Here is a 12,957-nt window from a genome sequence, read left to right as displayed (position 1 = left end):
AATTACTCGGTGCAATAGGATCATTGCCCTCGGTGCAATCCAACCGACCTGCGGACCAAGGGGACTTGTGGACGACTTCCGGCACCTCGCCGACCGGATCGCCGGTGAGATCGCCGCCGGGCGGCTCCGGCCGGGACAACGGCTGCTGCCCCAGCGGACGTTCGCCCGGCGGCGCGGGATCGCGGCCTCCACGGCGGGGCGCGTGTACGCCGAACTGGTGCGTCGCGGGCTGGTCGTGGGCGAAGTCGGGCGCGGTACGTTCGTGCGGGCCACCGCGCCGGTCCAGCCGGGGCACGCGCTGATCGAGCCGGCCACCACCGCGCCCGTGAACCTGGAGCTCAGCTATCCTTCCGCGCCCGGCCAGCCGGAGCTGCTCGCCCCGTCCCTCGCTGTCCTTCTGAGCCCCGACGCGCTGACGCAGGCCCTGCGTCCGGCGGCGGCCACCGGAACCGCCGCCGCCCGGGCGGCCGCCGCCGAGCTGCTGGCCACGGGCGGCCGGCGCCCGGACCCCGCCGGGATCCTCTTCACCGGCAACGCCCGCCAGGCCATCGCCGCGACCCTCGCCTCGCTGGTCCGGCCGGGCGGTCGCGTCGGTGTCGAGCCGCTGACGTATCCGCTGGTCAAGGAGATCGCGGCCCGGCTGGGCATCACGCTGGTCCCGGTCGCGGCGGACGACGGGGGCCTGCGTCCGGAGGCGGTGGCTGCCGCCCACCGGACCGCTCCCCTGTCCGCCCTCTACGTCCAGCCGACCCTGCACAATCCGACGTCGGTGACGATGAGCGCCGAGCGGCGCGCACAACTGGCGGAGGCAGTCCAGGAGTTGGGGATCCCGGTCGTCGAGGACCGCATCTGGTCCTTCCTCCGTGAGGACGACCGGGGTACCGAGCCCGCGCTCATCACCCTCGCGCCCGCCCTCACCCACCTCGTCGACAGCCTCTCCAAGCGCGTCGCCCCGGGCCTGACCGTCGGCTTCGTCGTCGTACCGCCGGACCGGGTCGAGGCGGTCGCCGCGGCGATCCGGTCCGGGGGCTGGAGCGCGAGCGCGTTCGCGCTGGAGGCGGCGGTGCGGTGGATCGGGGACGGGACCGTGGCCCGGCTGGTGGCGGCCAAGCGGGCCGATGTGGCGCGGCGGCAGCGGCTGCTCGCCGAGGAACTCGCCGGATTCGCCGTACGGTCCGACCCACAGGCCTACTTCGCCTGGTGGGAGCTGCCCGCGCGGTGGCGGGCGGACACCTTCACGGCCGCCGCCGCGGCGCACGGGATCGCCGTCACGCCGGGTACGGCCTTCTGTGTGGACGCCAGTCGCACCCCGGACGCCGTCAGGCTCGGGCTCGCGTCCGTGCCGGAGCCGGAGCTGGCACGGGCGCTGCGGACGCTCGCCGGCGTCGCACGAGGCGGGGGCCCCGCGAGAAGCGGACGTACCGGGTGAGCCAGGCGGCCAGTGCCACCGCCAGGCCGCACGCGAGGAGCAGCCAGGAGACGGTGCGCAGGGTGTCGGTGAGGGCGTCGTAGACGGCACCGGCGGCCGGGCGGGGGACGTCGGCGGGCAGGCCGGCGAGGGTGAGGCGGCGGCCGACGGCGAGGGCGAGGGCGAGCAGGGCGCCGCCCAGGGCCGTGCCGAGGGCGGTGGCGGCGACCGCGCGGCGGCGGTGGACGGCGAGGGCGATCCCGGTGGCGGCGAAGACGACGGCCGCGACCGGGAGCCAGAAGCCGGCGACTTCGAGCACGGGGAACCCCTTCCGGAGCCGGGCCAGTTCCCTGGCCGGGAGCACGGCGACCGTGGTGTGCGCGACCGGGATGCGGGCGGCCAGCGGCACGTGGTCGTGGGTGAGTTGGCGTTTGACCAGGGCGGTGACGGGGGCGAGGTCGACGGTGACCGGCTGGTCGTCCGCCCCGCGTTCGTCGCGCAGCGCCCGGAGCACGGCGTCGTGGGTGGCCCGGTTGCCGGCATCCCAGGCCAGGCGGAAGGCGCGGGTCTGGGTGAAGGAGCGCACCGCGTCGTGCACGAAGGGCCGGACGGTACGGCGCATGGGGTGTCCCAGGCCGGCTTCGCGCATGATGCCGTCACCGAGGGTGTCCGCGACGGCGTCGCGCACGTCCGGGTCGGTGGCGAGGGGCGCCATGGCGGTGACGTACCGGCCCGTGTCGGCGAGCCCGTACGACGCCCAGGCCGTCGGCGCGCCGAACGGCACGAGAAGGCAGGACAGGGCGATCAGCACGGCCGACAGGCCGCTCCTTGGATGTGGGGCCACGCTTTCAGGACACGGCCCGGGGCCGGGACGCGCGAGCGGTGTGACTGCGTTCGGGTGGATGTGCCGAGCCGAACGGGTGTCACTTCGCCGACACCCTGGTGGAACTGGGGATTCCGCTCTCCGGTGGAGAGTTCACCCGAACGGGTGTTTCCTGGTGAAAGGACACCGACATGTTTGACGCCGCCGGCCGTGTGGAGCCGGCTCGGCGGCAGGTGAGGGGGACACAGGGGAGCGCGTGGACCCCGGCCGCCGGGCCGGGGTCCACGCGCGGCCGGCGGTGGGTCAGGTGACCCGGCGTCCGGCGGAGTCCTCGTGCGTGTAGTAGCGGTAGAACAGCACGACGAAGGCGACCGCCGCGACGGCCAGCGCCATGCCGGCGGACCGCAGGACGGTGGCGCCGGTCTGGTTGTACAGGAAGCCGAAGGCGCAGCCCGCGAAGGCGGTCCACAGCAGGGCGTGCTGCTCGCGCCTCATCCGGGGGGCCAGGGCCTGCACACCCAGGTAGACCACGGCGAACACGATCGCGGTCACGAACCCGAACAGGAGGTTCCAGCCGGTGATGGGACCGCCGGCGCGGCGGTTGGCCGCGGCCCAGTAGCCGTACAGCAGCCCGAGCGTGACCGGCACGGCGATCCTGGCGACCGCGTGGGTCCGCTCGTCGAACAGGTCGGGCGAACGCCGGGTCCGGGACACCTCACCGGACGTGGGTGCGGCTTGAGCCATGAGAGCACTCCTTACTCCTCGCCCCTGCCTTCCAGGTCACACCTGGGAGGGGCGGCCTGGCAAGTCGGCCTGCCGGACCCGGGTGCCCGGATGCGGGCCGGGCGGCCCCGTGGTTCGCTGGAGGCATGAAGGGCTGCTCGCCGTGACCGACGAGGAGGCCCTGCGGCGGCGGCAGCTGCTGCGGATCCGTGGCCGGAGCGTCGCATGGGTGGTCCCGCTGCTGCTGCTCCTCGGGATCTCGGTGGTCGACGTCAACACCACCGAGAGGTTCCGGATCATCTCCTGGATCGTCCTGGTGCCCGGGATCGCCGCCGCCCTGTGCGGGCTGTGGACCACCGCCGCCTTCGCCGTGCTCTCGGTCGTCACCTACGTGCTCGTCGACAGCATCTGGTTCAACCAGTACCAGGTGGGCTGGTCCGACTTCGTCCTGGTCGCCCTCGGCGGGGCCCTGGCCACGCTGGCCTGCGCGATCCGGCTGCGCGGCGAGAAACGCATGCTGCACATGCGGGACATCGCCGAGACCACCCGCCGTACCGTGCTGCGCCCCCTGCCGCCCGGCTGGGCCGGCCTGGAGCACGCCGCCGCCTACCTGGCCGCCGACACCGAAGCCCGCGTCGGCGGCGACTTCTACGACATCCAGCCCGGCCCGCACGGCACCCGCGTCCTCCTCGGCGACGTGCAGGGCAAGGGCCTGGGCGCGGTCGAGGCGGCGGCAGCGCTGCTCGGCACCTTCCGGGAGGCCGGCTACCACGAGCCGGACCTGGCGACCGTCGCCGCCCGCCTGGAGATACGCATGGGCCGCCACCGCCACCACAGCACCGCCCTGGGCCGCGACGACGGCGACCGCTTCGCCACCGCCGTCCTGCTGGGCTTCCCCGTGGTGGACGACGGCACCGTCGAGGTCGTCAACTTCGGCCACGAACCCCCGCTCGCGGCCGGCCCCGAGGGCGTACGGTCCCTGCCGCCCGGCGACCGCCTCCCCCTCGGTCTCGGCGAACTGGTCCCCGCCGGCGACCCTCCGCGCCCCACCCGGGTGTCCCTCGCTCCCGGTGAGACCCTGCTGCTCACCACGGACGGCGTGACCGAGGCCCGGGACGGCCGCGGCGTCTTCTACGGCCTCGCCGACGAGGTGGCCCGCGCCGTCGCCGCCGACCCGCGCGCCGCCCTGCCGCGCCGTCTGGTGCGCCTGGTCCGCGACGGCGTGCTGCGGCACACCGGCGGCCACCTGCAGGACGACACCACGATCTTCGCGGTCAGCAGGCTCGAAGGGGTGTGACGGGAGGCGCTTTCCGGTCCTGACACCCACCTTCGCAGCCGCAGCGGTTACGGTGCTGCTCTGACCGATCACCGGGAACGCCGGCGCGACGAACACGACGACAGGACGACAAGGGGGGACGATGCCCGGAACCGTGCTGCTGCTCGCGGCCTCGCCGATGGGCAAGGGGCGTCTGGTGGACGCGGCCTCCGTGCTCCCCGTGCTGGCGGCCGTCTCCCCCGCCGTGCTCTCCGGTACCGACACCGCCAACGTGATCGAACTCGCCGACCCGCTCGACCCGCAGGCCGTCCTCACCCGGCTGCGCGCCGCCGCGGCCGCCCCCGGTCCGCTGACCGTGTTCGTCACCGGCCAGCTCCAGCTCGACCGCCGCCAGCGCCTGCCCCACCTGGCGCTGGCCCGCACCACCCCGGCCACCGTCCGCTACACGGCCCTGCCCTGGCACTGGATCCGCGAGGAGCTGCGGCTGCGCTCCGCCGGGGACACCACGCTGGTCGTCGACCTGCACGCGGACGCCGAGACCTGGCAGTACCTCGCCGCGCATCCGCTCGACTCGGGCCGCACCAGCGCGGTGTACGGCCGCATCGCGCCACCGCCCGGCCGGCGGGACTCGGCCGAGCCGTCGTACATGAAGGCGGTGGCGACGTTGCTGCGCAGCGGACACCGGCCGCCGCTCGCGCAGTTGCACGAGCAGGCGTGGGCCCGGATCGCCGAGTCGAGCGCGGGCCGTGATCTGGCGCTGGCCGTCCCCGGGGGCTCCGCTCCCGGCGCGGACCCGCACGCGGCCATCAGCGCCGCCGTCCAGGCCGGGCGGCACGCCGACGCCGACGCCCTCGCCGCCCGCTACGAACAGGCGGCCGTACGCGCGCTCGGGCCCGCATCGGAGGACGCCCTGCACTGGGCGGAGGTCCGCGCCGACCTCGCGATGTTCGCGGGCGACCCGGTGCGCAGCTGCCGTACCTGGCTGACGGTCGCCTCGGCCCGGCTGGCCGCCGGGCAGGCGGCGGACGCGCCCGCCGTGGAGGCGGCCGTGGACCGCGCCCACCACCAGTGGGGGCGCATCGGCGACACGGCGCGGGCCCGGGAACTCGGCCCCGCGCTCGCGGAGTTGCGGCTGAGGGTGCCGGGCCGGCGGCAGGGTGCGCTGGACCACGTCCAGCAGCAGCTGCGCCAGCTCCAGACCCAGTGACGGCTCAGCTGGTGAACGTGAAGTACTTCCTACCGGGAGCCGTGCGTCGTGGAGTTCACGGTGCGACCGGAGGTGCCGTTGACGTACGACGAGCGGACCCGCAGACGCCGGCCCACGTCCTCGCCGTGGCTGCCGGTCAGTGCACCTCGGAGACGCCGTCGGAGCCCAGCGGGAAGTACACCGGGAGAGGGTCCGGCCGCCCATGTCACCTCTGCGGGATGTCCGCGCCCTCACGAACCCTGCGCGACGTTCCCGGCGTCGTGGGAGACGGCCTCTTCAGCGCTCGGACCCATGCGCGGCCGGCGGGGCGGGCGTCGCTCGTGCCGGGCCCGCGTTCGCCGCGGTGATCAGGGCGGCGACGGCCAGCACGGCGGCGGCCAGGCTCCTGGCGTACCGTGCGGTGGGGCGTCCGTAGCGTGCGGATGAGCGTCCGAGCACGGCAACCTCGCAACAACAGCGGCGTGTTAAGCATGTTTAATGCGACGCTTAACCTAGGGGTCGGCCCGGCCGAACGGCAAGGGGTGGAGGGGGAGTCGGGGGATGCAGCAGCGTGATGATCCGGAGACCGTCGGGCGGCGGGTGCAGCGACTGAGGGCTCAGCGCGGGCTGACCCAGCGGCAGTTGGCCGAGCCTGCCTACACGCCCGCCTACATCTCGACGCTGGAGGCGGGGCGCGTGCGGGCCTCCGACGAGGCGTTGCGGCACATCGCGGGGCGACTCGGCGTCGCCTTCGAGGAGCTGGTCACCGGACGGCCCGCCCACCTCGCCACCGGTCTGCGGCTGCGGCTCACCGAGGCGCAGCGCACCCTGGCCACCGGGGAGGCGAAGGAGGCCGCCGCGCAGTACGCCGCCCTGTTCGCGGAGGCGGAGGCGCACGGGCTCGCCTGTGAGCAGGCCACCGCGTTGCTGGGGCTCGGGGAGTGCGCCCTGGAGACCGGTGACCTGGTGGAGGCCCGGCAGTACTTCGAGCGGGCCGAGTCAGCCGTGGCCGGGGAGCCGTTGCCGGTACGGGTGCCCGCGCTGCGCGGGCGGGCCGTCGCTCACTACCTGGCCGGTGAACTCCGGTACGCCGTCTATCTGCTGGAGTCCGCGCTCGACGAGCTCAATCGCGGTGGCCTGCACGATCCGGACGCCCTCCTGCTGCTCTACGCCAGCGTCATCGGGCCGTACATGGACATGGGCGCCCATGCCCGCGCCGCCCAGGCCGCCGAGTTCGCCCTCGCCCTCGCCCCGCAGGTCGAGGACCCGGCGCTGCTCGCCCGTATGCACCGCTCCGTCGCCCGTACCCTGCTCGCCGAGGGCCGGGTCGCCGAGGCCGACGCCTCACTGGTCAAGGCGGCCGAACTCTACCGCCAGCTGCAGATCCGTACCGAACTCGCCAACTGCCACTGGATGCGCGGGTACGTGTACGCCCAGGACGGTGAACTGGACTGTGCCGAAGGCGAGTTGCGCGAGGCGCTCGCCATGCTCTCCGCCACCCGCGCCACCCTCTACAGCAGCCAGGTCGCCGTCGAGCTCGCCGACGTCCTGCACCGGCGCGGCAGGTCGCAGGAGGCCGCCGAGCTGCTGCACGGGGTGCTCGGCGACCTGTCCTCGGAGCGCGGCGCCGTGCACTCCGCGGCCGCGCACCGCCTGCTCGGCATCATCGCCGAGGACGCCCGGGACACGGAGGCGGCCGAGGAGCACTACGTACGCGCCCTGAGCCTGCTGGAGCGCGTGGGCGCCGCCGGTGATCTCGCCGACCTGTGCCGGATGCTCGGCGACCTGCTGCGCCGGACCGGGCGGGTGGAGGCCGCACTGGACGCGTACCGGACGGGACTGGGCCACCGTACGGCCCCCGGTACCACCACCCTCGGTCCCGCGCCCGCGCAGCCCCCTCTCTGAGCCACGGTGCCGTACGGGAAGCCGGGAGAGCGGTCCGGCCCGTACCGGCTGCCTCAGCCGCTCCTGGCGGGGTACTCGGAGTTCGCACGATCGTTCGGATCCCCAGGAGGCTCGTCGTGACGAACGCACACGTAGACGGAGGCGGGCGCGGCGAGCGGGTGCTGGCCCGGCTGCAGGCGCTGCTGGTGGAGTCGGACCGGTTGGAGGACTTCCTGGAGGAACTCGTCACTCTCACCGCGCAGGCACTGCCGGTTCCCGCCCACTGCTCGGTCACCCTCAGTCCGCAGGGCGGCGACCATCCCACGACCGCGGCGGCCAGCGACCCCGAGGTCGAGCTGTTCGACCAGCGGCAGTACGAGATCGACGACGGACCCTGCCTGTCGACCCTGCGCACCGGGACGCCGCACGACATCCCGGACCTGGAGGCGGAGGACCGCTTCGGCCCCTTCCCCGACCTCTGCAGCGAGTACGGCATGTGCAGCATGCTCTCGCTGCCCCTGACGCCGCCGCGGCAGCAGGTCTGCGGGGTCATGAACCTCTACTCCAGCGAGCCCAACGCCTTCACCGAGCCGGTGCGGGAGCAGGCCGCCCTGTTCGCCGGGCACGCCTCCGGGGCGCTGGGCGTCGCGCTGAAGATCGCCGGGCAGATGCAGTTCAGCTTGGACCTGCAGCGGGCGATGGCCTCGCGCACGGTCATCGACCAGGCCCTCGGCATCATCATGTCCCAGCGGCGCTGCGGCGCCGAGCAGGCCTTCGACGTGCTCACGCGCCTGTCGCAGCAGCGCAACACCAAGCTTCGCGAGGTGGCCTCCGACATCGTCACCCAGGTCGGCGGCAGCCCTCCGGCCGGCCGCCCGCTGCGCCCGCGCGGCTCGGCACTGTAAGAGGCCCCGGACGATGTCGGAGGCCACCTGGCGGTGTCCCGTACCCCCGCCGTTTCGCCCCCCTCGCCAGGGGTAGTCGGGAGTCCTCCCGGGGGTAGGGACAACTGCCCCGGGGAGCCTTCGACGACGGCTGGGCCGATGCTGAAGGAGGCGGTGCAGGTGCGGCCCAGGGACGACGACGGCGCTCCTGTGGGCGGCTGCGGAGGTCCCCAGGAGCGGCGGCGGCACGCGGGTGCTCCGGGAAGTGCGGCACCGCACCGGGCGGACACGGCGGAAACCCTCGCCGCGGCGCTGCGGGGCGCGGCGCCCGAAGAGGTGCCCGGACGTCTGTGCTCGGTCGCGGTCGAGCTGCTGCCGGTCGCCGGCGCGAGCGTGTCATTGCGCAGCGAGGGGCTGCCCGTGCTGGTCGGGGCCAGCGACGAGACGGCGGCCGGCATGGCGGAGATGCAGGCCACGCTGGGTGAGGGGCCGTGCGCGTGTGCCGCCGAGACCACCGAGCCGGTGCTGGCCGGCGACCTCACGGCCGGGCCGGACGTGGCGCGCTGGCCGGTGTACGCGCACGAGGCGACGGCCGCCGGGGTCCGGGCGGCGTACTCGCTGCCGCTCGGCGACGCCGTGGTGTGCGTGGGCACGCTCGACCTGTACGGCACCGGGCCCGGCGAGCTGGCCGGCCCCGACCTGCACACCGCCCGCCTGCTGGCGAGCGCGCTGACCGTGGCGCTGATGTCGCTGCCCCGGGGTGAGGAGGAGGTCGGCCGCTCGGGCGGCTTCTGGCTGGGCGGACTGACCGCCGAGCACGACGAGATCCACCAGGCCATCGGCATGATCATGGCCCAGCTGGGGGTCGGCGCGGACGAGGCGCTGGCCCGGCTGCGCGGGCACGCGTTCGCGTGCGGGCGGACGGCCCTGGAGGCGGCCCACGACGTGGTCGGGCACCGCAGGCGATTCGACGACGACAGCCTCTAGGGCGGTCCCAGGGGCGCTCTCCAGGGGCGTCAGGCCTGCGTGTGGCTCTGTTCGCGGATCTGGATCAGGCGTCCGGTGCCGAGTGCGAGGGTCCGGGGGGCGAGGTCGTCCGGCGGCACGGTGTCGAGGGCGCCGATGGTCAGGAGGATCGCGTTGTCTCCGGCGCGTACGGCGGCGACGTCCAGGGTGAGCACGGGGGCCGCCTCGCCGTCCGTCCCGCCCTCGCCGGTCAGCGTGACCCGCAGGCCCTGGCGGGCGTCTCCGAGGGCCGGCAGCGGCAGCTCCTCGACCTGGACTGCCTCGACGCCGGCGCGGGTGGTCGTCGCCATGAACTGTCCGCAGGTGCCCGGCAGCGTCTTCAGCCAGGCCAGCGTGCGGTCCACGTCCGCGGGGCGGTGGACGGCGACCTGGTAGCGCAGCTGGGCCTGGTCGTCGCCGTCGTCCAGGGCGGTCACGGCCTGGCCGCCCGAGGGCGGGCCGAGCAGTTCCTCGGTGTACAGCCCCTCGAGCAGCCGCTGGCAGTCGGGCGCGGCGTTCGCCGTCCCCTTCAGCAGCCCGTCCCGCCAGGTCGCCGCGCCCTCGGAGGGCATCCAGGGGGCGCCGAGATCGGCCTCGTTGATCAGGGCGGCCCGGACCTGGGCGTCGGTGAGGCCGGGGGTGGGGCTGGCCTGTCCGTCCCGCTCGGTCCCGGGGGAGGTGACGGTCAGCGGGTCCTGGGCCTGCTCCGGTGTGACGGCGAGGCAGGCGGTGGCGGTGAGCAGCGTGGCCGCGGTGAGGACGGCGGCGGCGGGGAGGCGGGCGGCCGGGGGGTGGGACATGTACTCACGGCATCACTGCCTCAGGCGGCTCACCAGCTGTCCGGGCCGTCCGGGTGATCAGGACCGGCCCCACCGCCACCGGAAAACGCGTCGCCCCGCCTCCGCCCCACTGCTACCGTCCCCCCATGCAGCGCGCCCAGTCCTCTTCCTCCCGCACGACGACGCCGGAGAACGTCCCGGCGCGCTGACATGTGACCTCAAGTCCGAAGCCCCGGGGCGAGTGCCCCGGGGCTTCGGTGTGTGCGCGTCCCGGTGCCTCGCCCCCCACCGCCGCACCACCGCGAGGAGACCCCATGCACGACCACCGTCGGCTCGGCCGTGAGCTGGGCCTGTTCGACACCGACCCGCTGATGGGCGCGGGGCTGCCGTACTGGCTCCCGGACGGGGCCGTCGTACGGCACACCCTGGAGGAGTACGTACGGGAAGCCGAGCGAGCCGCCGGCTACCGCCACGTGTACTCGCCCGTCCTCGGCAAACGCGAGCTGTACGAACTGTCCGGTCACTGGGACCACTACAGCGACGACATGTTCCCGCCCATGCGCCTCGGCGCGGAAGAGGTCGTCCTGCGCCCCAGCCTCTGCCCCCACCACGCGCTCATCTACCGCTCCCGCTCCCGCTCCCGCAGCTACCGCGAACTTCCCCTGCGGATCGCGGAGTTGGGTGCCATGTACCGCTCCGAGCCGTCGGGTGTGCTCGGCGGGCTGACCCGGGTGCGGTCCATCCAGCTCAACGACGCCCACATCTTCTGCACCCTGGACCAGGCCGTCGACGAGGCGCGGGCGGCCCTGGACCTGATCGCCCGCGCCTACGCCGACCTCGGCATCCGCGCGGCCCGCCACCGCCTGTCCCTCCCCGGTGAGGGCGGCAAGTACGTCGCCGACCCGGCCCTGTGGCAGCGTGCGACCGCCCTGCTGAGGGAGGTCCTGGACGAGTCCGGCGTGGACTACGAGGAGGCTCGGGGCGAGGCCGCCTTCTACGGCCCGAAGATCGACGTGCAGATCACCGACCCCGCCGGCCGCGAGGCCACCCTGTCCACCGTCCAGATCGACTTCCACCAGCCCCAACGCTTCGACCTGCGCTACATCGGCGCCGACGGAGCCAGGCACCGTCCCGTCATGGTCCACCGCAGCGTCATCGGCAGCATGGAACGCGCCGTCGCCCACCTCGTCGAGGAGCACGGCGGAGCCTTCCCCGCCTGGCTGGCGCCCGTACAACTGGTCGTACTGCCGGTCGCCGAGGCCCAGTACGCCCCCGCGGAGTCCGTGGTCCGGGAGGCCCTCGCCCAGGGCCTGCGGGCGGAACTCGCCGGCCCGGAACGCGGAAGTCTCGCCGCCCGGATCCGCGCGGCGCGCCTCGTGCCGTACCAGGCGGTGATCGGCGAACGGGAGTCCACCGACGGCCTGGCGGCCGTACGCCTGCGGGACGGGCGCCGCCCGGGGCCTGTGCCCGTCGGTGAGCTCCTTGCCCGGATCGCGGCCCGGGCCGCTGCTCGCAGGGGCGCGCTGTGGGAGTGAGGGGCGCATAGGGTCGGCACGAGGGACGCAGGAAGGAGCTCCGCCGTGACCGACCAGCCCACCACCCCCCTCCCCGTGATCATCGACTGCGACACCGGCGTCGACGACGCACTGGCGCTGTTGTTCGCCGTCCGGCACCCGGCTCTGGACCTGCGGGCCGTCACCTGTGTCGCCGGGAACACGGACGTGGACCAGGTGGTACGGAACACGCTGACCGTGCTGGAACAGGCCGGCGCCCCGGACCTGCCCGTCGCCCGGGGCGCCGAGCGGCCGCTGATCGAGAACACCCGCCGGGCCGCCGTACACGGCCGGGACGGCATGGGCGACCTCGGCCTGCCCGCCCCGGACCGCATGCCCGTCGAGGTGGACGCGGTGACGCTGCTGCGCCGCGAGATCCTCGCCGCCCGGCGCCCGGTCACCCTGATCCCGACGGCCCCGCTCACCAACATCGCCCTGCTGCTGCGCACCCACCCGGAGGTGACCCGCAACATCGAGCGGATCGTGTTCATGGGCGGCGCGGTGGCCGTCGGGAACGCCACGCCGGTCGCGGAGTTCAACGTCTGGCACGACCCGGAGGCGGCGGCGATCCTGCTCACCGCCGGGGTGCCGATCACCATGTACGGGCTCGACGTCTTCCAGCAGGTCGTCGTCCCCGGCACCGACGTACGGCGGCTGCGGGCGAGCGACGAGCCCGGCACCCGGCTGGCCGGCGAGCTGCTCGCCCACCGGCCCACCGCCCAGGGCGGCCCCACCGAGGCCGAGGCGGCCGGCGGGCTGGGTGACGCGGGTGCGGTCTGCGCGGTCGCCGACCCGGCGGGCATCGCCACCCGCCTGCTGCCCGTCGAGGTCTCCCTCGCCCCAGGCCCGGCCCGCGGACAGACGATCGTCGACCGCCGCCCCCGCCCCGGCGAGTCCGAGATCCACGAGGGCGCCCGCGAACAGCCCTTGGTGGACGTGGCGTTGGAGGTGGACGTCGACCGGTTCGTGAAGCTCTACCTGGAGACGGTCGAGCGGCCCTAGTTGTTCTGTCCACGGAGGTTGGTGACAGCGATCACTGACGTGTGATCTTGAAATAGGTGAGGGCCTTCTGGCTCGGTGTGGATTGCGACATCTGCACCGGCGACCAGAAAGGCCCTCGTGCCCCACCGTAATGCACCCCTGACCGAGACCGGACGCCTGCGCCTGGCCCGCTGCGTCGTGGACGACAACTGGCCTCTGCGGCGGGCCGCGGAACGCTTCCAGGTCTCCGTGAGCACCGCCAAGCGGTGGGCCGACCGCTACCGGCAGCACGGCGAGGCGGGCATGGCCGACCGCTCCAGCCGCCCGCATGCCAGCCCACGGCGGACGCCGACGCGTACCGAGCGGCGGATCATCAAGGTGCGCGTGCTGCGCCGCTGGGGACCGGCACGGATCGCGGGCCTGCTGCATCTGGTGCCCTCCACCGTGCACCGGGT

The 12,957-nt window shown here is 74.3% G+C and carries 13 protein-coding genes; 9 read left to right on the top strand and 4 right to left on the bottom strand.

Going from position 1 to position 12,957, the window contains the following annotated elements; all coding sequences use genetic code 11:
* Positions 1-67 precede the first annotated feature (67 nt).
* Positions 68-1,429 carry a PLP-dependent aminotransferase family protein gene (locus tag ACIBBH_RS11610; protein WP_399404056.1) on the top strand — a complete coding sequence of 454 codons (1,362 nt, stop codon included), beginning with the start codon at positions 68-70 and terminating at the stop codon, positions 1,427-1,429.
* Here the strand turns inward: ACIBBH_RS11610 and ACIBBH_RS11605 are convergent.
* A complete protein-coding gene (locus ACIBBH_RS11605; protein WP_399404055.1) occupies positions 1,320-2,252 on the bottom strand; it encodes a hypothetical protein in 933 nt (310 codons plus the stop codon). The genes ACIBBH_RS11610 and ACIBBH_RS11605 overlap by 110 nt on opposite strands.
* Positions 2,253-2,534: 282 nt before the next feature.
* Entirely contained in the window at positions 2,535-2,975 is a 441-nt protein-coding gene (locus tag ACIBBH_RS11600; RefSeq protein ID WP_399404054.1) for a hypothetical protein, read from the bottom strand.
* A gap of 142 nt (positions 2,976-3,117) precedes the next feature.
* Here ACIBBH_RS11600 and ACIBBH_RS11595 point away from each other — a divergent pair, with 142 nt between their 5' ends.
* Together ACIBBH_RS11595 and ACIBBH_RS11590 are read left to right on the top strand one after the other, a co-directional pair.
* Positions 3,118-4,251, top strand: a complete 1,134-nt coding sequence (locus tag ACIBBH_RS11595) for a PP2C family protein-serine/threonine phosphatase (protein ID WP_399404053.1) — start codon at positions 3,118-3,120, stop codon at positions 4,249-4,251.
* A gap of 121 nt (positions 4,252-4,372) precedes the next feature.
* Positions 4,373-5,437, top strand: coding sequence for a hypothetical protein (locus tag ACIBBH_RS11590; protein ID WP_399404052.1), 1,065 nt, complete (start codon positions 4,373-4,375; stop codon positions 5,435-5,437).
* 276 nt (positions 5,438-5,713) lie between these two features.
* On the opposite strand, the gene ACIBBH_RS11585 is transcribed toward ACIBBH_RS11590, so the two are convergent.
* Complete coding sequence (locus ACIBBH_RS11585; RefSeq protein ID WP_399404051.1) at positions 5,714-5,875, bottom strand: hypothetical protein; 162 nt, start codon at positions 5,873-5,875, stop codon at positions 5,714-5,716.
* Between the two features lie 102 nt (positions 5,876-5,977).
* Between ACIBBH_RS11585 and ACIBBH_RS11580 the strand changes: the two genes are divergently transcribed.
* The 3 genes from ACIBBH_RS11580 to ACIBBH_RS11570 all read left to right on the top strand — a co-directional run bounded on the left by ACIBBH_RS11580 (position 5,978) and on the right by ACIBBH_RS11570 (position 9,171).
* The gene (locus ACIBBH_RS11580) at positions 5,978-7,321 is read left to right on the top strand and encodes a tetratricopeptide repeat protein (RefSeq protein WP_399404050.1); all 1,344 of its coding nucleotides are present in this window, start codon (positions 5,978-5,980) and stop codon (positions 7,319-7,321) included.
* Positions 7,322-7,437: 116 nt separating this feature from the next.
* Positions 7,438-8,205 (top strand): ANTAR domain-containing protein, encoded by a 768-nt coding sequence (locus ACIBBH_RS11575; RefSeq protein ID WP_399404049.1) that lies wholly within the window; start codon positions 7,438-7,440, stop codon positions 8,203-8,205.
* 138 nt (positions 8,206-8,343) lie between these two features.
* Complete coding sequence (locus ACIBBH_RS11570; RefSeq protein ID WP_399404048.1) at positions 8,344-9,171, top strand: GAF and ANTAR domain-containing protein; 828 nt, start codon at positions 8,344-8,346, stop codon at positions 9,169-9,171.
* Between the two features lie 29 nt (positions 9,172-9,200).
* Here the strand turns inward: ACIBBH_RS11570 and ACIBBH_RS11565 are convergent, their stop codons facing one another.
* The gene (locus ACIBBH_RS11565; protein WP_399404047.1) at positions 9,201-9,989 is read right to left on the bottom strand and encodes a hypothetical protein; all 789 of its coding nucleotides are present in this window, start codon (positions 9,987-9,989) and stop codon (positions 9,201-9,203) included.
* 293 nt (positions 9,990-10,282) lie between these two features.
* Between ACIBBH_RS11565 and thrS the strand changes: the two genes are divergently transcribed.
* From thrS to ACIBBH_RS11550, 3 genes are all read left to right on the top strand, one after another.
* Entirely contained in the window at positions 10,283-11,503 is a 1,221-nt protein-coding gene (gene thrS, locus ACIBBH_RS11560; protein ID WP_399404046.1) for a threonine--tRNA ligase, read from the top strand.
* 45 nt (positions 11,504-11,548) lie between these two features.
* Positions 11,549-12,523: a nucleoside hydrolase gene (locus tag ACIBBH_RS11555; RefSeq protein WP_399404045.1), complete on the top strand. Its 975-nt coding sequence runs from the start codon at positions 11,549-11,551 to the stop codon at positions 12,521-12,523.
* Positions 12,524-12,640: 117 nt separating this feature from the next.
* The coding region (locus tag ACIBBH_RS11550; RefSeq protein WP_399404044.1) for a leucine zipper domain-containing protein at positions 12,641-12,957 on the top strand (317 nt) is incomplete at its 3' end.

This window comes from Streptomyces sp. NPDC051636 (genome assembly GCF_044453765.1).
Lineage (GTDB): Bacteria > Actinomycetota > Actinomycetes > Streptomycetales > Streptomycetaceae > Streptomyces.
This window is presented reverse-complemented; position numbering and strand designations above follow the sequence as displayed.

Excerpts from the sequence above, each read along its gene's own strand:
- ACIBBH_RS11600 (WP_399404054.1), bottom strand. The coding sequence starts at position 2,975 with ATGGCTCAAGCCGCACCCACGTCCGGTGAGGTGTCCCGGACCCGGCGT.
- ACIBBH_RS11590 (WP_399404052.1), top strand. The coding sequence starts at position 4,373 with ATGCCCGGAACCGTGCTGCTGCTCGCGGCCTCGCCGATGGGCAAGGGG.
- ACIBBH_RS11580 (WP_399404050.1), top strand. The coding sequence starts at position 5,978 with ATGCAGCAGCGTGATGATCCGGAGACCGTCGGGCGGCGGGTGCAGCGA.
- ACIBBH_RS11570 (WP_399404048.1), top strand. The coding sequence starts at position 8,344 with ATGCTGAAGGAGGCGGTGCAGGTGCGGCCCAGGGACGACGACGGCGCT.
- ACIBBH_RS11565 (WP_399404047.1), bottom strand. The coding sequence starts at position 9,989 with ATGTCCCACCCCCCGGCCGCCCGCCTCCCCGCCGCCGCCGTCCTCACC.
- thrS (WP_399404046.1), top strand. The coding sequence starts at position 10,283 with ATGCACGACCACCGTCGGCTCGGCCGTGAGCTGGGCCTGTTCGACACC.